Consider the following 23,934-nt stretch of genomic DNA (forward strand, 5'->3'; position numbering starts at 1 on the left):
TTTGATATCTCAATTCAGTTTATTGGCAACTCGTTATATAGTCTAATGATTTAAAATATTCCACAAAAATTAGTAAAAACACCTTACACCTCATCCAAGAATTTTCGGTTTTTGTCCACAGATTTCTTAAACTGCGTAGGTGTCATTCCAGTTACTTTTTTGAACTGATTGCTTAAGTATGCAACGCTACTATAATGTAGTTGAAAAGCTATCTCGCTCAAGGTCAATTCATCATACACAATAAGTTCTTTTACACGTTCAATTTTTTGGTTGATGACGTATTGCTCGAACGTGATACTTTCTACCGACGAGAATAGGGAACTTAAATATTTGTAATCTAAGTTCAGCTCATTACTTATAATATCGGCCCATTTTAATTCGGTCTCTTCATTGGAATAATGTATTTTCTCAATTACCAAATTCTTCATTTGCTCGATAAGCTGGCTTTTACGGTCGTCAATCAAACTAAATCCTGCATTTTGTAGCTTTTTTGACAAAGATTTTTTTTCGAATTCATTGAGTGTCGAAACCAATTCTACCTCTCCTAACTTGACAGCTTTGTAATCAATGTTCAATACCACCAAAATTTCGGAAACTGCGGATATACATCTCGGACAGACCATATTTTTTATGTACAATACTTCTTTCAATATACCGGATTAAGATCCATACTTCGCTCTGAACTCCCACCATGCTTTTAAAAAAATCGCCACTATCACTATTATAAAAATCAACACTAAGGCTATAATACCGTAGATTCGCACCCTTTTGTCTTTTTTTTCCTCCTCTCGGTTTGATTTAATTTTCTTTGATTTCTTCTCTTCCTCTCTTCTTCTCCTTCTTAGTTCGCTCATCGTCATAATTTTAAGTAGTTGTATCTTGCCAAAAATTCTTTTGTTAGATTTGAATTGTACAATTTCTATTCAGTACACCACAGCAATTCAAGACTATTAATTCTGTGATAAGGCAAGCAGAACGAGTGTAATCACGATTTGTATCCTACACAGAATTATTTTTGAAATAAAAATATATAAACCTTCTTTTCGCTAAGAAAAATTTTCAGAAGGCCGCATTCTCGACTCTATTCCCTTATCCTAATTCTTATTTTTCACCATAGATGTTCTTTTATATCTTTGTTTTTCACTCCATTTGGCTAACTTTCACCAAGCTGTCAATCAATTTTTCTTACTTTTTAATCTTCTTACCGTAGGTGAACTGATAAACCATAACAAGAATCCGCTGAGCACAGTTATCAGCCCTAGAAGTGAAAAGGCCCTAAGTAATAGGGTATTGAAATTGTCCCTAGTGTCGTAATCCATGGTATGGGTCATCCAAAGAAAATCGAACCACCTCCAATTACGGTATCGAACCGTTTGAAACGCCCCATTTTCAACCGCTACGTATGCCTTTAGGTTCTGTGGGGTATCATATGATATTTCATAGGCGGGCAGAGGCCTACCCCTATACTCATGGTGATCGTCCACGGTGTTTATAAGTTGGATGTCAGCTACTTCAAGCTCTCGCAACATATATCTTTTTGCAACCTGTAGAGCTTCTTGCTGAGTAACCTTTGTTTTTAATTTTCCCGTTTTTGCATTGTACAGTTCGGATTCATTGATCCAGTAATAAGGTTTTCCGGCAATTTCAAGCAACTCCAATGATTCTATGGATCTTCGTAAGTCCAGGTTGTGCGTGCCCATTAAATTGGTGAATCCCGTTTGAATTGCTTTCTCTTTCTTAAAATGGTCACCATGTATTTCATCAATGTCCGTCCAACTAAAGTACATGCCACTGATTGTCCACATTAGAAACTGGACACCTAAAAAGACACCTAAGTAGCGGTGTGTTTTTCTAATCCATTTCGCTTTTTTTCTGTTAACCATATTATTTTATTTCGAAAGGAAATTCAATCGTTACTTTTTCCCAACTCATTGAAATTGTTCCGGAAGTCTCTGTTGTTTTTTTCACTTTGTATTCCAGATGTTCCTGAATTTCTTCGGAAATTTTAGGGGTTACTTTAAACCTTAATACATCATCGCTCGAATCATAGTCGTCCTTTCCGTGCTGGTTCCAATTCCTGTTGAAAATAACTGTCCATTCTTCTTTATTGGGAATTACAAAAAACCCATATTTTCCAGATATTAACACTTTACCGTCAATGGTTAAATCTTTGTTTGTTTCCAGCCAAGTAGCCATATGAGCACCAGCCTGCCAGACTTGATCATAAGCCAACAGACCACCGAAAATGATCCTATTCCTTACGCCTGGCGACGAATAATTGATATGAATATGAGCATCACCTATCATTGCCATTGTTTCGGTAGGTGGACTTAATGGCTTTTTCTTATCAGGTTCAGCGGTTTGAGAACTTGTTTCTAATTCTTTCGTCACAACTTCTTTGTTCTCTTTCACTTCTTGTTTGCAAGAGACGATTAGAATAATAATTAATACTGCGGAAAGAAGGATATATTTTTTCATTATATTTTATTTTGTATTTCTGGACGAAGAGTGCGTTTTAATGATTTTCCATTTACCATCTATCTTCTCGAGGATAGAAGTTGCCACTCCTTTTTTCTTTATCGTTCGGGAATTCCCTTTTTCGTCTGGTTTTAGGATAATAGTATAAATGTAGGTTTCTGTAGTAAAGGCATAAGGCATATGCACTTCTGCATCAATTTCATAATCTGAAAATTCAAACTTCTTGAAATGTCCTAATTCTGGTCCCAAGTGATGCTCTATATAATCAGAATAAGTGCCCTCAATGCCTCCTTGCTCATAGACTTGGGAATTATCCGCAAAAAGTACGAAAGTGCGATCTATTGTTAGGTTTTGTAGGGCTTCTTTGTATTTCTTCATTACTGTGATCACAGCATCTTCTTCTGAAGTTATCACAGGTTCTTGGGCGTTGACCGCCACAAAAGCCAATACCGTCATAAATGGTAAGAATATGGTTCTGGTCTTTTTCATTGTTATCGTTTTAAAAGTGTTCATTATTTTTCTTTTCTTTGTAAATATTAGTTCTTCTAAACCTTGCCGGTACTCGGTTTTTTCCCTTGATAATAGCAGTAGCTTCCAATTTTTGTGTTTACATGGCCTACTTCTGCCACGTCTTCAAATCCCGCCCATAACATTAAATCCGGTATGAGACCTTTTACGTTGTCGGCGGTGGTGGCAAACCCGTCAAGAATTTGGACCGCATAAAACATGAATCTCATAAGTTTGGATTTGGGCTTTCCCCAGTCCCCTATAACTAACTCTCCATCAGGTTTAAGCACTCTATTGATTTCATTTAAACAAGAAATCTTTGTGTTCTTATCCAATTGGTGGAACACCAATGAGCTAAATACCTTGTCATAAGTTCTATCTGGATATGGAAAAACATCTCCCCCATAAAGATCAAGTTTGATATCAACTTCATTTTCAGCGAACTTCTTTTCCGCAATATATTTGACCTTTGGATCAATATCCAAACCGGTATAGCTTGTGTTTCTATTTCGGTCGTTGGCAATAATTAAATTCTGGCCGGTACCAAATCCAAACTCAAGAATTTGTTCGCCATCTTGTGGATTTAAGAGGTCAATCAATTTATTTCTAAATTTCTTCTCCGGCATAGTAACTGAAATGGTCAAGTCATAAAACTTGGTCAACCAGTCATAGCCCAAGGCGGGAATAAATTCTTTGTTCTTTTTCTTTACCATGTTAATCCGTTTGGTAACATTATTCCTGTTTTAATAATTAATTGTTACAGATCTGTATGACCAGTGTCCAGATGACTATCGATCCAATGATGATATAAAGCAAATAACTAAACCATTTCTTAAGCTTAGACTTATGTTTCTTATGCTTTCCACAATCCTTACAACAGTCTTTCATAACAATGTAATTCTCTATATTGTGCCTGTCAAGGGAAGGGTTCTAAAGACAAACCATTAACTAACAATCCCTTCCCAAAACAGGACTTTGTCCTTTATTATTGTCTGGACGGAAATGGGAATGATTAAATAATTATTGTTATAAAGCACTCCCCTACCGTACCCAAAACTTTACTCTACTTTCATTCTCTTCTCAAATAACTTTATACTAATCAAAAAAATCAGCCATGGTAAAATTGTAAACTGCAGTACTGGCGAAATCCCCACATCGACTACTGGTAGCATCGGCATTGTCTCAGTGTATGACCAGTCGCCTCGCATAGTATGTAAAACTTCTGCCAGTATCGAACCCGAAAATCCGACAAAGGCCAAAAGTAATACTACGTTCACATCCGTATTTTTAATCCAAAACACGTTTTTATGAATCAGTCCGAAGACAAAGAATAGTATAAACACCATCAACATATCAGCAACAGATGCCAAGGCGCAAAAGGAAATATGTTTCAAATCGTATTCGAACCCTTCATACAGTGGGCCTTGTACTAGCTCCCATACAAAATTCAAGGCAAATGCTGTTACTGCCACAACAACTATGAACCTCCTATAGTTTCGTCTATCCGCTACCCGTTTGGCAAAATGTAGATAGCCCAAAATAACCAAAGTCAACGCTATGGTAGGAACAACGAAAATGCCAGGGCTTAATTCTTCCATTCAAGTTCTACTTACGTTCTTATTTATAAGGGCGTATGATTTTCAAAACCCTTAAAATCACACAATGATTTTAATAACTAATTATTGTTACCTGAAAAGGGGAGGTATATTAAACACTAACCATTAACTAAATCAACTCCCCCCTTTAGGTTTTACTTTTCCAATACCTCAGTCACTTTTCCACAACTGAGCATTTTAGCTCCATAATATGGGTTGCGGATGTCCTCAATAGCGGATAACCAGTAGGCACCACCCTTCAAGGCCATGGGGCAGAAATCCTTATAGAGCTTACCAGATGTAATAGTTCCTCTCAACAGGTTTTCCATTTCATTGCTCAAGTCGGAAAAAGTCTTTCGTTGTCTGTCTAAATTATCGGAAGAAGCGATCTTTTGCGAGGCCACTAATGCAGCATCGGAACCCTCGACTTTTTCTAGTGCTTCATTCAACATTACCGCTCCCTTTTGTGCATCGTCCGGATTTGAACCGACCAGATCATTTTTAATGTGCTCATAATGTTCATAGGCATTGGCCAGATTTTCATTACTGAATTCAAGTGGAGTTTGTTTCATTTCCATCTTACTATGGTCATGGTTCAACTTAATCTTTTCCTGTGCGTAAGAAAAAGTAAAGGTCAGTACCAGTAGGGCTGAAATCCCGTTTTTCAAATTTTTCATTGTTATTTTTTTTAGTTATTCAACTATAAACTATCCTTTAGTTTTGACACCCAGTCCAATACAGTTTTCTTTTCAGTATCTGAAAGTTTTGCATCCCTATGGATAAGGGTGTAAGATGCAAGGGGCATTTCATCATCCTTGATCTGGCTGATGATGGACCTTAACTTGCTTTTCTTCTTTCGGCCCGAATAGGTGTCCCATTCGTTAAAGTTCAATTCTTCCTTGCCATTTTCTATATGGCCTTCCAAAAACCAAGCGACCGGTTGTACCCTATTGTACCAGGGATAATCTGTATTGTTGCTATGGCAGTCATAACAAGAGGTTTTGATGATGTTCTCGATATTTTTTGGCACCTCGTTTACGACCATAAAGTCCGTTTTCGGTACCACATCGCTTTTATTGCGTTCGGTGGGAACAAATTGGATGCCCACCAACGCAACCAGCAAAATCCATCCTGTAGTCTTTACCGCATTCACTTAATTGATCTGCTTTTGTACACTACCACAGGTCATCATTTTGCTTCCGTAATAAGGATTCTTGATTTCTTCAGTGGCACTTAACCATTGTGCTCCCTTATTATTGTTGTACATTGGGCAATAGGCTTGGTAAAGTGTTCTTTCCGAACCTGTTATGGCCAAAAGGTCAATTACATCTTTGCTCAAGATATCAAAGTGCTCACGTTGGTGCCCTATGTCGCTTTTGGCGATATGTTCCGCATGTTCTGTGGCATCTTCAATAATGTCTGTTAATTCGGCCTGTTGTTCGTCTGAAAATTTGCTCGTGTCAAAGTCCTTAAGGCTACCCTCCAGCTTTTCCCCTGCCGTTGCTGCACCGTCTTTATCATCTGATACAAGGGCGTTTTTGAGCGTAAGGTAGTCCGCGATGACTTCCGATGACATCATTGCCATTTCATCATGATTCATGTTATCATGATCCATTTGTGAATGGTCTTCCATGGTGCCATCCATGTGGCCACTGTCTTCCATTTGTTCGGTATGTTCACCTTCTTGGCTTTCTTGCTCTTTTTTCTTGTCTTTACAAGATGTGACCGTTAGGGCTATAATTCCCATGGCCAAAATTCCAGTTGTTACGTTTGCTTTTTTCATTTCTGATTTGATTTATGATTAATAAAGGTTATTGATGACGTTTCTCAACTTTTCGGTTATGTCTTCCGCTACTTTGCCCAAATTTTCGTTATGGACAGCTTGCATCGAGGCCATCGGGTTTACTGCGGCAACTTCTACCGTACCTTCCTCTATTTCCTGCACGATAACGTTACACGGTAGCATAGTGCCTATCTTATCTTCGGCCTCCAATGCTTTGTGTGCATAAGGCGGGTTACAGGCACCGAGTATTTTGTACTTCTTGAAATCGACATCCAGTTTCTTTTTCAAGGTCTCCTTCACATCGATTTCGGTCAGAATACCAAAACCTTCGTTTTTTAGTTCCTCGGTAACCTTTTCGATTACTTTGTCAAAGTCTTCGTTCAGCGTTTTATTGAAATAATACTTCATCATTTTAGTTTTTAGAGTTAATCGTTCGTTTTTGTTCTTCGTATTCCTCTTTTGATATTTCGCCCTTTGCGAAACGGTTGTCTAGGATATCCATAGGATTTTCCTTGTTTTTAGAGCTTCGCGGACTTCCTCCTCTGAAAAGGAATAGGGCCAATATCAAAATAACCGGTATCAGTATCCACCACCACATCATCATAACTGTATCTTTTTAATTGTTACATAAACTGTTCTCATTATCGGTCGTATTTTTTCTTTTACTGCTTCTTGTTCTTCATTTTATCTTTCATTTTTTGCATCATTTCTGGATTTTTTTCCATCATCTTCTGCATCATTTCTTCCATCATTTCCGGATTCTCTTCCATCATTTTTTTCATTCTTTCCTTCATTTCCTTTTTCATCATTTCATTATTGTGCATTTTTTCCATCATCATCTTGCGGCCCTTTTCGCTTTCCATCATTTTATCCAGCATTTTGGAATGCATCTTTTTTTTCATTTCAGGGTTCTTGTCCATCATTTGCTGCATATGGGCCTGCATTTTTTCTTTCATTTCCGGATTCTTGTCCATCATCATTTTCATATTTCCCGACTCCATCTGTTCCATATGAGTCTTCATCAATATCTTTTTAGCATCTTCATTCTTTCGTGCCTCGCTAATGAAATTTGTGAACTGAACAGGGTTTGAAATGATTTCCCGATAGATGGCATTCCTATTTTCCTCGACCTGCATTGTCTCGGAAGCATTGAAAGTTGATTTGCATCCGGTAATTGTTCCAATAAATCCAATTACTACCAAAATCTTTACTGTTGTTTTCATGTTTTCTAATTTTTAGGTTAATAAATCATTTATACTGTGTCCGACTTTTATATCAGACTAATCTTTTCTTTTCAAAAACCATTTTTCCCCCGTAAATATGAGTACCATCAGTACTGCCGCCACGACTACCACCAGTATATCGCTCGATGCCTTTATATATAGAAAAGCTCCCAGAACGATAAAATCCAGGAAAATGGCAGTTGCGATTATGTAGGTGTTTGCCTTTATATCCTTTTTCAGGTTTTTTAAAATGCCCCAATGGATTCCGATATCCATAATCAAATAAAATATGGCACCCAAGGAGGCGATTCGTGTGAGGTCGAACAAAACGGTCAACGTGATGGCCAATACAACGGTATATACCAACATATGCCTTTGGACACCGCCCGACATACCAAAATGGTTATGGGGAATAAGCTCCATATCAGTAAGCATGGCCGTCATTCTAGATACCGCAAAAACACTTGCTACGACCCCAGAAATTGTAGCCACAATAGCGATGCCTACCGTAAACCAAAGACCATACTTGCCAAAGGCCGGTTTTGAAGCTTCTGCCAAGGAATAATCTTTGGCTTTGATAATTTCTTCTATGGAAAGATTGGATGATACTGCAAACGCGACCAACAGGTATACCAAGGTGCAAATGGCCAAAGAAATGATAATGGCCCTACCTACATTTTTTTTTGGGTTTACAATTTCGTCCCCGCTATTGGTTATCGTGGTAAACCCCTTGTACGCCAATATAGATAAGGCTAAAGCCCCCAAATATCTTGTAATGGGATATTCCGTCAAATCACTCGAAGGAATTACTTCCCCAATAGAAAATCCAGCAGCCCAAAGGCCACCAATGGCAAAAATGGAAATGCCGCCAATCTTTAAGATGGCCATGACCAAGGATGATTTGCCGATAATATTGTTTCCTGAAATATTGATCAAAAAGGCTACTACCAATAGTAGAACACCCAAAATAGGAACCCAAATACTATTATCTCCCACATCGAATAATTGCAAGGTGTACGAGCCAAATGTTCGTGCGACCAGACTTTCATTAATGACCATTGAAAAGGCCATCAATAATGCTCCTGAAGCGGTTAATGCGCTCTTGCCATAAATCTTTTTCAGGTAATTGGCTATTCCACCCGCTGATGGATAAGCATTTGACATTTTTATATAGGAATACGCACTAAACCCTGAGATAATGGCACCGACCAAAAATGCGATGGGAAACCATTGTCCGGATAGCTCGGCCACTTGGCCCAAGAGGGCAAAAATTCCCGCACCTATCATTACACCGGTACCCAAGGATACGGCTCCGGTCAAGCTCAGGCTATTTTTTTTGTATTGTGCCATTTCTTAAAATCTAACTAACAGACCGCCACCCCAGCCATAACGATTATTGTAATTTCCTTGTATGGAAAAGTTTCTGGAAACGATGTATGCGAGCCCTACCAGCCATTGGGTTTCACTTTCAAAAGATTTATTGTTTTGCAAATCATTAACCCAACCAAAATCCGCTCTGTACTCATATTCTCCCTCCAAAAAAAATCTTGGAAAAATCAATAGTTCTCTATCCAAACGCATTCTTGGGCGCAGTTGATGGTCCATACTAACATCTACATTAAATCTGTAAGGCGTAAAGTATTTAATCCCAACCAATCCAACGGTATTAAATGTATCGTAAGAATCCGGTGTTGAAGTTTCGGTATTTACCCCTGCATACACGCGTACCCAATCATTAAGGTATCGATTATAGTTCACCTCTATCTCGGCATTTTGGTTATAATCAAACTCGGCACGTAGTCCAAATTCATTTCGGATGTTGCTCGAAATCAAAAAAAGCTCATTAAAATTTGAACCTATGCGCCCAGCTCCCCAAGAATAATAGTGGTCTGTCTCGTCAATTAGTTTTTGAACTGGATAATCCTTCATTCTTTCATCCCTTGGTGTATCATAACTAAATACGCGTGCCATACCACCCATCATATGATATAATACGTGACAATGAAAGAACCAGTCACCATATTCTTCGTTATAAAATTCGATGACCACTTTTTGCATCGGTGGTACATTAACAGTATGTTTTAAGGGCGAACGTTCCCCGTTTTCGTTGATTACCCTAAAGTAATGTCCGTGTAAATGCATTGGATGGTGCATCATAGTAAGGTTGTTCAAGGTAATTCTTGTGACCTCTCCACTTTTGATTTTTATTTTATCGGTTTCTGATAAGGGCACGCCATTCATACTCCAAACATAGCGTTGCATATTTCCTGTCAGATTAAGCAAAATGTCATTAACAGGTAAATCTGCTTCATATGTGTTTTTTTCTTTTGCCTTTAAAAAATCATAGTTGAAATAGGTTTTACGAGTACTGTAATCAAATGAAGTGGAGTCTTTTTGCTTCATTGGTCCAATATGGTTCATATGGTCATCCATATTCATTTTATCACTCATTGCACCATCCTTCATCGACATGTTGTGGTTCATATTCATTTGTCCATCTTTCATATCCATCTTCATTCCGTATTTCTGCATTAAAACCTCGGGTGTATTTTTCTTTTTGTTGCCTACCATAGAAGGGGCGCCCATTTTCATATCCATTTTGGCCATCTGTTTCATCATTACCACTTTGTCAGGCCTGTCAATGCTTTTAGCAGGATAAAGCGTTCCTTTACCTAAACGTAACGAGGTATGGCCAGAGCCATCTTGTGCCGTAGCAGTAATTTCTAAAGTGCCTTCAGGGATGGTAACGATTACATCGTAGGTTTCGGCTATACCAAATAAAAATCGGCTTTTAGAGACAGGTTGCACATCAATACCGTCACTTGAAACGACTATTGGGTTACCTCCACCAAATTCCATCCAATAATAGGTTGATGCCGAAGCATTGATAAATCGAAGCCGTACCTCTTCACCTGGCTTAAAATCTGGATATTCTGCAAGGTTTTTACCATTGGTCAAAAATGCAGGATAGTAGATATCTGCAATATCTGCGCCCTCCATACGGTCTCGCCAAAATTTGAACTGTGCTCCCAGAGCACCTTCTTTAATTACCCTACTCAACGGTACTGCTGTACCCTTTTTAACTTGATACCACTCGTTACCCCTTTTTAGGTTACGCAGTACGTTCATAGGTTTTTCATTGGTCCAATCAGACAACACCACGACCAAATCTTTATCATAATCCAATATTTTCTCTTTAGGTTGAATGATAATGGAACCATATACACCCTTTTGCTCCTGTAACATGGTATGTGAATGATACCAGTAGGTACCGGACTGATTGATTGGGATTCTGTATTGGAATGTCTCACCTGGTTCAATAGGTGGTGTTGTTAAATAAGGAACACCGTCGTAGAAATTTGGAAGTATCAATCCATGCCAATGCACTGATGTTTCCACATCCATTTCATTAGTCACATTGATTATGGCAAGGTCTCCCTCGGTAAATTCCAAGACTGGTCCAGGAATTTGGCCGTTTATGGTCATAGCCTTGGCAGTTACACCACCAAGAGTCAATTTATTTTTTGCGATAGTAAGCTCATATTCCTTAACGGGTCGTCCTTCTTCTTTCCTGTCATCACCGTTTGTCCCGACTTGGGCAAATGTGATTGAGGTAAATAGTAGTATGATAATATTTAATATTCTCATTGTTATTGTGTATATTTTGTATTAATCGTTCGGTCTCAAATTACGCTTTACCAAGTTTGTTCGTTGACCACATCGGTTTATACTTGTGCTTATACCGTTTAGAATGGATAGTGGCCTTCAATTAAGAAATTGTACAATCAATTTTGGAACAAATCAATTTTAGGTATTCAATCGTCATTCAACTCTTTTTTTCCATCTTCTTCCATTCTATAAGGCACACAGATTGCTTTTAATCTTTCTCAGTAAAATGTCAGCCACTGTCGGGATCGCCCTGATTCGCAGATCTTCCAATTCCTGTATCGGTGGGCCTATCCCCATCATAAGCCTTTCCCCTTCGATAGTGGTTTAACCAACTCTTTCGTCTTCCCACTATCAATGATAGTGCGAATACCAAAATACCTATGCCCAATGCCCACAAGTACATATCCATCACTTCAATATTTATTTTCTTCTAAAGTCATTTTGAAATCAACTTTATTATCATTTTTTTGCAAGTTTAACTAAGCAAGTAATCGAGATAACATTTATCCATTTGTTATATAGAGTTGCCTTAATGCGTCATTCGATTGCGCTTCTTGAACTTTAAAAAACTCTCCTCTGACTCAAAGTAGGCCACTTTGCCGTCGACTGCCATTACTACGATGAACGCTTCGGTCTTATCGACCTTTTGATTGCTAAATGGGTCGATGCCCGTTCTTGCTTGTTCATTTTCGTTCAAGGTCTTAACACACATTTGGCAACAGCCATAATAGGTCTTCCCGTTGACGGGAACCGGCATCTGCAACTTGCCCATATAGGCATCGTTTACCATACAAACCAGTTCATTGGGCACTTGGGAGCCTACCTGATAATTTTTGGTAATCTCCATCTTAGGTTGCACCTCTTCCACCTTGATCTCGGCCCTTGCCGGCATTGGGGCCTCAGTAATCTTTGTTTTCTTAGCCTCAGTTTTACAGCCCATTAGGGCAAAGCCCGCAAATACAATAACAATTACATGTTTTATCATGACTTTTGGTTTATGTTAAAAACTTATTGATCTATGGTCGATTCCGTTGTGCCACAGGTCAACATCTTACTCCCCATGTAGGGGTTTTTTATCTTTTCGTTCAAACTAAGCCAATAGGCGCCTTTGTTATTGTCGGCCATTGGGCAGAAATTCTCATAAACCTTTTGGTTGACCCCGAACAGCCTGACACCTTTTGATAAATGTGCCGATAAGTGTTTAAAATGTCCTCTTTGTTTTTCAATATCCGATGTTTCGCTAATTGATTCCGAAGAACTTTTTACTTCATTAGAGATTGTCATCCAATGATTGTGAGCTTCATCATCGGTCAATAATTTCATATCGACTTTCTTCAGGGAAGTCAAGAGTCCGTTGGCCTGCTTTTTCGCCATATCCTCATCATCCTCTGCAAGGGCATTCTTAAGGCTTATATAGGTATCGAACACCTTTGCCAATTGCTCCTTAAATGTTCCGGAGACCTTTAGGCGCTTTTCCATAGCCGTATGGTCCGTTTCGGCCTCCATTTTGGAATGGTCCAAAGTGTTATCATCTGTCATGGCTCCCTTCTTGTCAACTCCATCACCCATATCCATTCCCCCATGGTTATGTCCGGTCATTACGACTCCACCCTCGGGATTCATCATACTTTTTTGGCCAACCAACTGGGCAGAAGCATCAATTCTAAAGACCCCGTTGGTGGCAACTACTTCACCTGCTTCCAATCCGGATTCAACGATATAATAATCGCCCATGTCCGCCCCCAGTTCAATTTCCCTGAATAAGAACGATATGGTTCTTTCATGGGGTACCTTAACATATACAACGGCGCGTTTACCGGTCCAGAGTACCGCCGATTTTGGTATAATTATAGCGTCTTTAACATCCGACATCTCTGCCGCTATAAGACCATTGGCATACATTTCGGGCAATAATTTATTATTAGGGTTTTTTACTTCTACCCTTACTTTGGCTACTCGGGTGCTGGAAGAAACAAAGGGGTCGACATAGGTGACTTTTCCAGTAAAGGTTTTTCCGGGGAGTGCCTGTATCGTGAAAGTTACCTTGTCATTGATGTCGATCCAAGGAATATCAGATTCATAGGCTTCGAACATAACCCAGACCGTACTCAAGTTGGCAATCTCGAACAGCGTCTGTCCTTCCATGATGTAATTTCCCAGTTCGACGTTTCTTTGCATGACGTAACCTGAATGGTCGGACAAAATATCTATCTGCTCCTGAACCTTTCCGGATTTTTCAATGGCCTCGATTTGGGCATCCGACAGCTTCCAAAGCTTCAGTTTGTTTCTTGAAGCCTTATAAAGTTGGGGATACACATCCTTGGATTTTATGGTCTCAAAGAGTTCTTTTTGTGCGGAGATCAGTTCTGGGGAATAAATGCGTACTATCTTTTGACCCGCATATACTTTTTCCCCTGTAAAGTTCAAGTATAAACGCTCTATCCTGCCAGGAATATGTGATACTTGGGAAAATAAAAGTCGCTCGTCCGGTTTTACCCGGCCCAATAAATGAATCTCTTTTGCAGCATCGGACTCTTTAACGACCGTGGTCTGTATGTTCGCCAATTGTATGGCTTCTTCCGTCATCACAATTTCATTGGACGCAATACTTTCAGAAGAACTGTTGGATCCTTCTTCTAATGGAATCAGTTCCATACCGCAAATGGGGCAATTACCGGGTTTTTCCATTTTAATCTGTGGATGCATGGAGCAGGTCCATACTTGAGTCTCCGGATCCTGGACATATTCATGTTCGCCATCTTTATGGGAACCCTCGGAACCTCCTCCCGAAAAAATATTCCCTATAAGTATACCAACAATCAGAATGCCGGCAGCGATTATATAATTTTTGTATTTCTGAATGTATTTCATGTCCTGTTTTTTTAGCGTTTAATTTCCTAGTAAGTAATTTATGAATGCCACTGCGGCATTTTTATCCGTCAATGCCTTTTGATAGGCCAGTTCATATTGCAACAATTGCCTTTCTATTCGTAGGACCTCTTCAAAATCCTCGGAATCCGTGGAATAGGAAGTAATGAGTATGTCCAATACCTTTTTGGCGATTTTCGATTGCCTATTGTTCAAGGCTATTCTTCGGTCTCCGTCGTTGAAGTCCTTGGAGGTGTTCTCGTAAATGGTATTGAGACTGTTTTTTTTGTCTTCCTTTCTTAAGGTCTCACCTTCCTGTAAATATTGAGCTTCATTGACCATGGCCTTGTACTTTTTACGGTACAGGGGTATGGAAATGCCGACTGACGGGAACAAAAAGGCATCTTGCCCATTGTCCGTGGCCGTTGACAAGGGGTTTTCACCAACAATGGTGTAGCTCAATCCTACATTGAATTTGGGCAAACCCTCTTTTTTTGCCACTACCTCTTGATTTACAAAGGCGTTCATCCGGTGTTCAATAGCCTTCAATTGGTGATTGGACGCATAAATCTCATCAATGATATCCAATTGGCCCTCAGGCAGCTCTTCTTGCCACAAGGTGGCCGGTACGGCTATCGCTGCGTGTTCATCCGTATTCAACAAATTATTGAATTTTACCTGTAAAGCGTACTTCGTATCTTGGAACAGGGCCAATTGGTTCTCAAGGTCGTTCAATTCCAGTTCTACCCTGAGCTCATCCACAACAGAAGCGTTTCCCGCCTCTATTTTCACCAAGGATAAATTCTTGAAGATCCTGAGGATTTCCATGTTCTCCTGAGTGATCTCAATGGCCTTTTCGATAAAATAATAATTATAGTAGGCTGTCCTGACCTCAAAGAAGAGATTGGATTTTGTGTTCTCAAAATCCTCATATTTGGCGTTGGCTAATTCCGTGGTCACATCCTCCCTGGCGCCCAATAGGCCAAACCATGGAAAACTTTGTGCCAGGTTGAAACGCCATTCCTGGGGACCGACCCTTGTTTCTACCGGTTGTATGAAATAGCCAAATGCTATACTTGGATCGGGCAAGGCTCCCACTTGGGGCACTTTCTCCATCGCGGCCATATAGTCATTGAACTTTGCCTTTAGTCCGGGGTTGTTCTCGGCCGCAAATTTTAGATACCCATCAAGGTCAGCCTGACCAAAAAGGTGGGATCCCATCATTAATACGAATACCAAGAAAACAATAGTATCCCTTTTTGAAAATATCTTCGTTACGCTAAGCATCGATTTCTTTTAATTGTTTTTTTAATTTTTTCTCTTTCCACATACTGTACAATACCGGTACAACGAACATGGTCATTACCTGCAATAACATGCCGCCGAAGGTCGGAATGGCCATAGGGATAACCACGTCGGAACCTTTACCGGTAGCCGTAAGTACAGGGATCAGGGCAATAATTGCCGTGGCCGCCGTCATCATTGCCGGACGGACTCTTTTGGAACCAGCGTGCAGAACGGAAGTCCTTATTTCCTGTATGGTTTTGGGCTTCTCCTTTTCAAAGGTCTGCATCAGATAGGTACCCATAATGACACCATCATCGGTAGCGATGCCAAATAGTGCTATAAAACCGACCCAAACGGCAACGCTCAGATTTATGGTGTGAAGCTGGAACAGGTTCCGCATATCCACCCCGGCAATACCGAAGTTCAAGAACCAATCCTGACCGTATAGCCAAATCATGATAAAACCACCTGCAAAAGCCACAAATATCCCCGTAAACACCATTAAGGCCGGGGTTATGGATTTAAACTGGAAATACAATATCAATAAGATAACAATCAATGAAATAGGCACTACGATCATTAACCGTTTTGAGGCCCTTATCTGATTTTCATAGTTACCCGTAAAACGATAAGTTACCCCGGCAGGCAATTGGAACTCTCCACTTTCCATTTTTGCTTCGATCAGGGCCTGGGCATCCTCGACCACATTGGTTTCCGCATACCCGTCTTTCATATCGAATATAACATAGCCCGTTAAAAAGGTGTCCTCACTTTTAATAACCTGAGGTCCTCGTACGTATTCTATATCCGCTAATTCTCCCAGTTCAACCTGAACACCTGCAGGTGTGGGGATCAGAATTTTCTTTAAGTCGTCCGGATTGTCCCTAAACTCACGAGCATAGCGAACCCTAACGGGGAACCGCTCCCTACCCTCTACGGTAGTGGACAATTGTCTACCTCCGATGGCCACGGACAGTTGCATTTGCATGTCTTTGATTGTCAATCCATATCGCGACATCGCCCGTCTGTTCAACTTCATTTCCAAATAAGGTTTGCCAACGACCCTATCGGCAAAAACCGTTTGTGGATTTACACTGGGGACTTCCTTTAAGATATTCTCCAGTTCAAAACCTACTTTTTCGATAACCTCCAAAGTAGGTCCAAATACCTTAATGCCCATCGGTGCCCGCATGCCTGTTGACAGCATGATCAATCTCGTTTGGATGGGCTGGAGTTTAGGTGCCGACGTAAGCCCGGGAAATTTGGAATGCTCCACAATTTCGTTCCAGATGTCGTCTGGCTTCTTGATCTTTTCCCGCCATTGCCTGAAATTTTCTCCATCCTCATCTTCAATGAGTTGTTCAACACCAATTCTTCTGAATTCATCTTCCCCGTATTTATAGGTGGAACCATCTTTCAGGACAAAGGCTTCATCATCGTTTACCTTAAAGCGCATACGATGGCCATCCTCGTCCAAAATGTATTCAGGTAGATAGTTGATGGTGTTTTCGTACATGGAGGTGGGTGCAGGGTCCAATGCAGAATTTACACGACCCCATTTGCCCACGGCAGATGCGATTTCCGGTATGGAGTTCAAATGTTTGTCAACTGTTGCAATGACCTCCATATTTTCGGTAATACTGGAGTGTGGCATGGTGGTCGGCATTAATAGGAAAGAACCCTCGTCAAGTGCCGGCATAAACTCTTTGCCCAGTCCAGGGAATGTTTCGTCCAATTTATTCCAAACAACATTATTTTTGGCAAATTCAGGCATAAAACCAAGGATTTGCCCAAACCCTAACCAAATGTTCATCCCCAGGAAAACGACCAAAATGGGGATAAACAAAAACTTCCATTTATTGTTCAAACACCAGATCAATATTCCTTTATAGAAATGCACTATTGCCATTAGTGCCCCCAGTACCAATCCTATTACGAAGACCACAAATATGAAGTTGACAAATGTTGAGTTTGCGACACCCAAAGGCATCCATTCGATGGTCAATAGGTACACCAAAACAATGATGGCTATGGCAATATTTATGTAATTGGCCAGTTTTTCGGAATAGGGTAATCTGACTTTCCCTTTAAACCCGTTCCAGTTCGGGACTTGGGTAAGCAAATTATTTATACCGACCGCAATAAGGGCTATTGAAAGGAAACTGCTGTATGCAATAAGGGAAACAAGCCCAAAACCGATTAAGATGGCATTGAATATTCTGCTTGTTCTCTTTGTATCTAGTCTAATCGAAAACAGAACTTTTGCCATAGCGGGTATGAACATGATTCCAATGAACAATGCTGACACCAAGGCGAAGGTTTTAGTCCATGCCAAGGGACTGAACAATTTTCCCTCCGCGGCCTGCATCGCAAAGACCGGCAAAAAACTCACGACCGTAGTTGCGAGCGCCGTAATTACCGCCGTTGCTACCTCCACGGTGGCCACATAGATAATTTGAACCAACCTCTTGCCCTTGGCTCCGTGGTTTTCAGGCATTTCTAAATGCCTGACTATATTCTCGGTAAAGACTATTCCGACATCGATCATTACACCAATCGCAATGGCTATACCAGAAAGAGCCACAATATTGGCGTCCACATTAAAATATTTCATCAGGATAAACGTCATCAATACGCCCACGGGCAATATACTGGAAATCAATACTGATGCCCTGAGATTAAGTACCAGTACGATCACCACCAGAATACTAATCAATATTTCATGGGAAAGGGCCAATTCCAAAGTTCCCAGAGTTTCTTGGATCAGCCCCGATCGATCATAAAAGGGAACTATGGTTATTTTTGAAACCGTACCATCCGCCAGGGTTTTTGATGGCAGACCGGGAGCTACCTCTTCGATTTTATCCTTAAGGTTGTGGATTACCTCCTGGGGGTTTGCCCCATATCTGGCAACAACGACCCCACCTACTGCCTCGACACCGCTTTTGTCAAGACCTCCCCTTCGTCCTGCTGGTCCAAATTGTATTTTGGCAACATCTTTTAGACGTATGGGAACATTGTCCCGAACAGAGACAACACTTTCCTCAAGATCGGACAGGTTTTTGATATACCCCAAACCCCGAACCAGATACTCGGCCCTGTTAAACTCCAAAGTTCTGGCACCGATATCAAGGTTACTGTTTTTTACAGCGTTCATGATCATCCCCACATCGACATTGTTGGCCTTCATGGCATCGGGATCGATTTCAACCTGATACTCCTTTAAGAAGCCGCCGATGGAGGCCACCTCCGAGACACCGCTGGCCGCAGTAAGGTAATAGCGAACATAAAAATCCTGGATCGTTCTTAGTTCTTGAGGGTCCCATCCGCCTGTAGGTTTTCCGGTTTTGGGGTCTCTACCCTCCAAAGTGTACCAGTATACTTGACCAAGGGCCGTGGCGTCTGGTCCCAAGGCAGGTGTTACTTCATTGGGTACGGTACCCGGAGGAAGCGAGTTCAGTTTTTCCAATATCCGGGTCCGACTCCAGTAAAAGTCCACATCATCGTTGAAAATGATATATATACTTGAAAGGCCAAAAATGGAATTGCTCCGGATGGTCTTTACCCCCGGAATACCGAGCAAGGCCGTTGTAAGCGGATAGGTAACCTGGTCTTCTATGTCCTGTGGTGATTGCCCCATCCATTCCGTAAACACAATTTGCTGGTTCTCGCCTATATCGGGAATGGCATCGACAGGTACTGGGCTCCGGTCCATCCAAGACAGTTCCCAGTTAAACGGGGCAGTTACGATTCCTCCAAATATAAAGGCGAAGAGGAGCATAAATGTTATCAGCTTGTTCTCAAGAAAATAACGGATCGTTCTATTTAGCATGATAATGGATTATTAAATAATTGAAACTTGTATTGAAAAATTCAACAAAAAATGGATTTAGCCCAAAACGATTGATCGCAGGGCTAAGAATTCAACTATTTAAAAATCAAATAAGGAAAGTCTGGTCTAGGATCAAAATATCCTTGACCAACAATGGTGGAGGGTAATCACTAAAAGAAACTATGTTCTCGGTTAACCCTTCAAAAAAATTGAGATAGGAAAATACAAAGGAAGCAAAGAACTGTAACTGTTCAAAGTTCAGATTTTCAAAAGATATATTTAATTTGTCCTGTCCATCGACGGCAAGTAATTCATCATCACAGCAATCTTTTTTTGATAAACTGGATGCATCGGAATACATCATATTTTGACCATCCATGTCACAAGATTCAGCCTCGCCGAAGAAGGAAAAATCTACCAAAACATCACAACAATAATGTTGCTCCAGCGCAAAAGAAAAGGTAGAGAACAGCACGACCAGTGCCATTAGAAAAGATGATATTTTGAAAAGAAATTTCTTCACTTCAATGACAAAACTACAAAATTTTTAACATTAGAACGTTGTTTAACAGAAATTTAGAATATTTCCAGAATGAATATTTGACTGTACCAAACTAGTCAAATGCCCTAATATTTGTGATGAAACCGACCAGTACTCTTATGGCCACTGGAGGGTCTCCATGATCGAAACTGCTTGATTCATAGACCTTTCCCATGAAAATAATTTTTAATTTTGCATGTACTGCGCCATCATGTTTCTGCTTTTCGGCAGGGGCTTCCAAATATGGTAATTCCTTCAACTTCAGTGTCTGTATCAAATCAGTTATTCTTTTCCATTTTTTCCCATCCATTCTTAATGTGTCAATGGTTTTATCACCGCTTTTTCTGGTGAATACTATCATGTCATTCTTCAGCTTCAAAAGTTGATATGAACCCTTGGTTATGGTGCGATACTCTATCACTATACCCTTTGTATTTGATTGTGAAAACAAAAAATTGACCAAGAGCATCATTCCGATTGCAATATAAATAGACCGATGTTTATTATTTTGATTCTTTGGCTTTTTCCATTTTGAAGACTGTTTTTCCATTTTACATTTATTGGTTGGAGGGTATATCAACAATTTTTATTCCAGCACTTGTGCATTCTATTCAATAAATTGGAGCAAGCTACCGTTTAGCTCGATCCTAAAATTTTTTAATGGGTTGCTTGTGATGCTGTTCAAGGGGGTTCCTTCTTGATCGAATCTGGCCCCGTGGGTTGCACAACGGCAGATGCCCCCGTCTTCGGTAATAAAACGCACTTCTTCGGTCTGTTGATGGCTACAGATTTGACTAGCGGCCACATACTGTTCCTCCAGGTTTTTGGCCACAACCACAAATTCCTTTAGGATAAACCCGCCATTGTTTTGTAACTGCGCCCCTTCCTGGGAGTCAAGGTCCACGGTGAAATCAATTCCCGTGGGGACCGGAAGGCCCGTCTGGGACTCATCTTTAGAGCAACCGTTCAAACATGGAAAAAAAGGGCAAAGGCCGACCCAGCACCCAAGTTTTATAAAAATCCTTTCGTGTCATAAAATAGCCTTTATGGTATTGAACGTTTATTTGTGATATTTTCTTGTTCTTGAATCCGCAATTCCAAGAGATTTGCTGCGGCTCCTAATGAGGAACTATACCAAAGACATTGTATAATTTGACATTATGAATCTTTTGTACATAGACATGACAAATATCATATTTTTGTTTAGCTCTCTTGGCTACTTTTGGAGCGAATACTTAACAGGTTTAAACATAAACATTTAAATAACAGGTATTTACAAATTTATTCAAATCAAAGTTGTTTACAATAGACTAAACAAAAATTTTATTGTCTTTAAGATGTGAAGCGAATTTATACTAAAATATTATCCATATTTCTCACCTGTGCGGTATTATTTACCACCACGTCTTTTACTGCAAATATGCATTTTTGCTGTAGCAAGTTGGTAAGCCTTTCTGTGACTGGTGAGGCAAAACCGTGTGATGAAAAGCTTCAAAACCTAGAAAACACCACAAAGAAATGTTCTTTAGGACAAAAAGATTGCTGTAGTACCGATTCCTTCGTTAATATTGGTAAGGATGATTTAAAGAAGGTTTCATTTGAGCTCGATTCTCAAACTATTGTTTTTTTAAAAGCCTTTCTCTACACCTATATAAACCTTTTCGAAGGGCTTGAGGAAAATGTAATTCCTTTTAAAAACTATGCCCCCCCGTGGATTCAGAAGGACTTACTCGTTCTTCATGAAACATTTTTAATTTGATTTTTATTTAAGCGGATTGTTTTGCCAATAGTCCGTTCTACGCATTGGCCATTACTCTTTGATGGCCTCCTTTTGTCGTACACTATCCCCACGACAGAACATTCAGATAGATTGCCAAACAGGGTTATAACCCGTTGAATTTTCATGTAAACCATAACACGAGCGTCATGGATTCCATAAGGGAATACTGGATAAAGAACATGGTTTGTAGGCGTTGCCTAAAAGTCATAAAACAAGAATTGCACGATTTGGAAATTACGGTATTGTCCCTTGAATTGGGGAAACTAACGGTAAAGGCCCAAGAAATAGCAATTGCTGGAGTAGACCGAAAAGTATTGGACGTCCTCCATTCCAATGGCTTTGAAATAGCCAAAAGTGAAGAAGAGATGCTAGTCGAGAAAATAAAGATTGCCTTGATATCATTGGTTTCTGATGTTCCTATTGATATTAAGGAAAAAATCTCGGACTATCTGACAAAATCGTTGCATAGAGAGTACAAAGTGCTGAGTAAAAATTTTTCAAAAAATGAAAATACCACTATCGAAAAGTATTTCATCAAGTTGAAGATTGAAAAGGTAAAAGAGCTCATACAGTTGCGGCAACATACTTTTTCTGATATCGCATATATGCTCGATTACAGCAGTGTCAACCACTTATCAAGACAGTTCAAGGAAATCATGGGCATGAGCATGACCGATTACAAGAATAGCCAAGTGTGGCAACGGGGCTTTCTTGATGAAATTATATAGATATAAAAGAATATTATGAAGATATATCTGACCTATAAAAAATAGTTTTAACCCAACGACTTAATTGATTCAAAATATGAAAATAACTAGAACATTAACTGGACCTATTGCACTTACGGTGCTTCTGCTTCTCGTTGTAATACCAAGCGTGAATGCACAAGAAGAATGGAAAGCACCCGAAAGTGCGGATAAATTGACTAATTCCTTGAAAAATGATGTCTCTGCTGTTGCCAATGGCCAAAGGACCTACAAAATGCTGTGTGTGATTTGCCATGGTGCAAAAGGCAAGGGAGACGGCATGGGAGGAGCGGGATTGACACCAAAACCTACCGATTTGACCGATACGAGTGTTCAGGCCCAGACCGACGGAGCACTTTTCTGGAAGATAACTGAAGGGCGTCCACCCATGGCCTCTTATAAAAGTGCATTACCAGAAAAGAAAAGATGGGAATTGATTAACTATATCAGAACATTAAAAAAATGAAAAAACTACTAGTATTTATAATTGTTTTGGCGTTTGGGTCTTCGGCATTTGGACAGACCTACAATACCTTTGAACCAAGTAAGACCCAATTTATGCTGCGTGGTTACGGCCATACAGGATTCGAATATATGGATTCGGGCGACGAAACAGAATCTACATTTCTGGGTTCGGCCTTTGCCCCAATTTTTCTCTATAAACATTCGGATAGGCTGATGTTCGAGGCCGAACTGGAGTTTGTGTTGGAAGGGAATGACTTAGAAACCGGTTTGGAATATGCGGATATCATGTATGTGCTCAACAAGAACATGACCGTTCGGGCAGGAAAGTTTCTTTTGCCCTTTGGCACTTTCATGGAAAGGTTGCATCCTGCATGGATAAACAGATTACCTAATGCCCCTTTGGGCTATGGGCATGACGGCATCGCACCCTCTTCAGGTATCGGTGTAGAACTTAGGGGGGCATTTGATCTAGGCGGCCCCAAGTTGAACTATTCGGTGTACTCGACCAACGGCCCAAGAATAAAAGATGGATCTGAAGAACCGGAGGAAGCAGGTATTTTGAAATTTGAGAACTATGAGGACACCAATTTGGCCAAAGCTTTTGGTGGCCGAATCGGGTTGTTGCCTTTTTCAGATTCTTCTACGGAAATTGGTTTTTCAGCCTACTCAACCAGCGGCACAGGGGAAGAGGATTCAGAATTTGAGGATATCGGTGCTTTTTTATATGCCCTGGATTTTTCCTTGGTGAAACAAATACCGGGATTGAGTGGCATAGTGGATGTTAAGGCACAATACAACAGTTCCAACGTGGATACGGCCACATTTATCGAGATGCATGAAGATGGTGATGAAGAAGAATACTCTTTTGACAATCAAAGCAACTCTTTTTATGCCCAACTGAGCTATAGGCCCACAATGGCCAGTAGTGACTTCGTGAAAAAATTGGAGCTTGTTGGAAGGTATTCAGACTTCAACGCACCTGAAGGCGCTGAGTGGGAGGAGAAATCGACACAATATGCCTTCGGTCTTAACTATTGGTTGAGTTGGCGGTCGGTAGTGAAGCTTAGTTATCAGACCACAGAAACTGAAGGAGGCCATGATGGAGATGGAATCACCAATACAAACGGTTTGTTTTTGCATTGGGCCATAGGATTTTAATT

The 23,934-nt window shown here is 40.2% G+C and carries 27 protein-coding genes; 4 read left to right on the forward strand and 23 right to left on the reverse strand.

Annotated elements, in window-relative coordinates; all coding sequences use genetic code 11:
• Positions 1-83 precede the first annotated feature (83 nt).
• From ACA086_RS08300 to ACA086_RS08410, 23 genes are all read right to left on the reverse strand, one after another.
• Positions 84-650, reverse strand: a complete 567-nt coding sequence (locus ACA086_RS08300; protein WP_371002866.1) for a helix-turn-helix domain-containing protein — start codon at positions 648-650, stop codon at positions 84-86.
• 9 nt (positions 651-659) lie between these two features.
• The gene (locus ACA086_RS08305) at positions 660-854 is read right to left on the reverse strand and encodes a hypothetical protein (RefSeq protein ID WP_369748850.1); all 195 of its coding nucleotides are present in this window, start codon (positions 852-854) and stop codon (positions 660-662) included.
• 321 nt (positions 855-1,175) lie between these two features.
• Complete coding sequence (locus ACA086_RS08310; protein ID WP_371002867.1) at positions 1,176-1,883, reverse strand: PepSY domain-containing protein; 708 nt, start codon at positions 1,881-1,883, stop codon at positions 1,176-1,178.
• A 1-nt stretch (position 1,884) separates the two neighbouring features.
• Positions 1,885-2,478, reverse strand: a complete 594-nt coding sequence (locus ACA086_RS08315) for a DUF2911 domain-containing protein (protein WP_371002868.1) — start codon at positions 2,476-2,478, stop codon at positions 1,885-1,887.
• A 6-nt stretch (positions 2,479-2,484) separates the two neighbouring features.
• Entirely contained in the window at positions 2,485-2,967 is a 483-nt protein-coding gene (locus ACA086_RS08320; protein WP_371002869.1) for a nuclear transport factor 2 family protein, read from the reverse strand.
• Positions 2,968-3,023: 56 nt separating this feature from the next.
• Positions 3,024-3,698, reverse strand: a complete 675-nt coding sequence (locus tag ACA086_RS08325) for a class I SAM-dependent methyltransferase (RefSeq protein ID WP_371002870.1) — start codon at positions 3,696-3,698, stop codon at positions 3,024-3,026.
• 345 nt (positions 3,699-4,043) lie between these two features.
• Complete coding sequence (locus tag ACA086_RS08330) at positions 4,044-4,583, reverse strand: hypothetical protein (protein WP_371002871.1); 540 nt, start codon at positions 4,581-4,583, stop codon at positions 4,044-4,046.
• Between the two features lie 152 nt (positions 4,584-4,735).
• Positions 4,736-5,257 (reverse strand): DUF3347 domain-containing protein, encoded by a 522-nt coding sequence (locus tag ACA086_RS08335; RefSeq protein WP_371002872.1) that lies wholly within the window; start codon positions 5,255-5,257, stop codon positions 4,736-4,738.
• 23 nt (positions 5,258-5,280) lie between these two features.
• Entirely contained in the window at positions 5,281-5,733 is a 453-nt protein-coding gene (locus ACA086_RS08340; protein ID WP_371002873.1) for a heme-binding domain-containing protein, read from the reverse strand.
• Entirely contained in the window at positions 5,734-6,363 is a 630-nt protein-coding gene (locus ACA086_RS08345; RefSeq protein WP_371002874.1) for a DUF3347 domain-containing protein, read from the reverse strand.
• A gap of 18 nt (positions 6,364-6,381) precedes the next feature.
• Positions 6,382-6,771, reverse strand: coding sequence for a DUF302 domain-containing protein (locus tag ACA086_RS08350; RefSeq protein WP_369749155.1), 390 nt, complete (start codon positions 6,769-6,771; stop codon positions 6,382-6,384).
• Positions 6,772-6,775: 4 nt separating this feature from the next.
• A complete protein-coding gene (locus ACA086_RS08355; protein ID WP_369748859.1) occupies positions 6,776-6,967 on the reverse strand; it encodes an SHOCT domain-containing protein in 192 nt (63 codons plus the stop codon).
• A gap of 58 nt (positions 6,968-7,025) precedes the next feature.
• The gene (locus ACA086_RS08360; RefSeq protein ID WP_371002875.1) at positions 7,026-7,586 is read right to left on the reverse strand and encodes a hypothetical protein; all 561 of its coding nucleotides are present in this window, start codon (positions 7,584-7,586) and stop codon (positions 7,026-7,028) included.
• A gap of 57 nt (positions 7,587-7,643) precedes the next feature.
• Positions 7,644-8,936 carry an APC family permease gene (locus tag ACA086_RS08365; RefSeq protein WP_371002876.1) on the reverse strand — a complete coding sequence of 431 codons (1,293 nt, stop codon included), beginning with the start codon at positions 8,934-8,936 and terminating at the stop codon, positions 7,644-7,646.
• Between the two features lie 3 nt (positions 8,937-8,939).
• Complete coding sequence (locus ACA086_RS08370) at positions 8,940-11,234, reverse strand: multicopper oxidase domain-containing protein (protein WP_371002877.1); 2,295 nt, start codon at positions 11,232-11,234, stop codon at positions 8,940-8,942.
• A gap of 250 nt (positions 11,235-11,484) precedes the next feature.
• Positions 11,485-11,664 (reverse strand): hypothetical protein, encoded by a 180-nt coding sequence (locus ACA086_RS08375; protein ID WP_369748862.1) that lies wholly within the window; start codon positions 11,662-11,664, stop codon positions 11,485-11,487.
• Positions 11,665-11,784: 120 nt separating this feature from the next.
• Positions 11,785-12,240 carry a hypothetical protein gene (locus ACA086_RS08380; protein ID WP_369748863.1) on the reverse strand — a complete coding sequence of 152 codons (456 nt, stop codon included), beginning with the start codon at positions 12,238-12,240 and terminating at the stop codon, positions 11,785-11,787.
• A 23-nt stretch (positions 12,241-12,263) separates the two neighbouring features.
• Positions 12,264-14,126 (reverse strand): efflux RND transporter periplasmic adaptor subunit, encoded by a 1,863-nt coding sequence (locus tag ACA086_RS08385; RefSeq protein ID WP_369748864.1) that lies wholly within the window; start codon positions 14,124-14,126, stop codon positions 12,264-12,266.
• Positions 14,127-14,144: 18 nt separating this feature from the next.
• Positions 14,145-15,410 carry a TolC family protein gene (locus ACA086_RS08390; protein WP_369748865.1) on the reverse strand — a complete coding sequence of 422 codons (1,266 nt, stop codon included), beginning with the start codon at positions 15,408-15,410 and terminating at the stop codon, positions 14,145-14,147.
• Entirely contained in the window at positions 15,403-19,242 is a 3,840-nt protein-coding gene (locus tag ACA086_RS08395) for an efflux RND transporter permease subunit (protein ID WP_371002878.1), read from the reverse strand. The genes ACA086_RS08390 and ACA086_RS08395 overlap by 8 nt, the downstream gene beginning before the upstream one ends.
• A gap of 106 nt (positions 19,243-19,348) precedes the next feature.
• Entirely contained in the window at positions 19,349-19,729 is a 381-nt protein-coding gene (locus ACA086_RS08400; protein ID WP_371002879.1) for a hypothetical protein, read from the reverse strand.
• Between the two features lie 127 nt (positions 19,730-19,856).
• Complete coding sequence (locus tag ACA086_RS08405; RefSeq protein ID WP_371002880.1) at positions 19,857-20,333, reverse strand: hypothetical protein; 477 nt, start codon at positions 20,331-20,333, stop codon at positions 19,857-19,859.
• Positions 20,334-20,390: 57 nt separating this feature from the next.
• A complete protein-coding gene (locus ACA086_RS08410; RefSeq protein ID WP_371002881.1) occupies positions 20,391-20,753 on the reverse strand; it encodes a Rieske 2Fe-2S domain-containing protein in 363 nt (120 codons plus the stop codon).
• Positions 20,754-21,239: 486 nt separating this feature from the next.
• On the opposite strand from ACA086_RS08410, the gene ACA086_RS08415 reads away from it, so the two are divergent.
• From ACA086_RS08415 to ACA086_RS08430, 4 genes are all read left to right on the forward strand, one after another.
• Positions 21,240-21,542, forward strand: coding sequence for a hypothetical protein (locus tag ACA086_RS08415; protein WP_371002882.1), 303 nt, complete (start codon positions 21,240-21,242; stop codon positions 21,540-21,542).
• Positions 21,543-21,709: 167 nt separating this feature from the next.
• On the forward strand, positions 21,710-22,291 hold the full coding sequence (locus ACA086_RS08420; protein WP_371002883.1) for a helix-turn-helix domain-containing protein: 582 nt from the start codon (positions 21,710-21,712) through the stop codon (positions 22,289-22,291).
• Between the two features lie 76 nt (positions 22,292-22,367).
• Positions 22,368-22,775, forward strand: a complete 408-nt coding sequence (locus ACA086_RS08425) for a cytochrome c (protein ID WP_371002884.1) — start codon at positions 22,368-22,370, stop codon at positions 22,773-22,775.
• Complete coding sequence (locus ACA086_RS08430) at positions 22,772-23,932, forward strand: hypothetical protein (protein WP_371002885.1); 1,161 nt, start codon at positions 22,772-22,774, stop codon at positions 23,930-23,932. The genes ACA086_RS08425 and ACA086_RS08430 overlap by 4 nt, the downstream gene beginning before the upstream one ends.
• The last annotated feature ends 2 nt before the right edge of the window (positions 23,933-23,934 follow it).

Source organism: Muriicola sp. E247 (assembly GCF_041358175.1).
Classification (GTDB): domain Bacteria; phylum Bacteroidota; class Bacteroidia; order Flavobacteriales; family Flavobacteriaceae; genus Muriicola.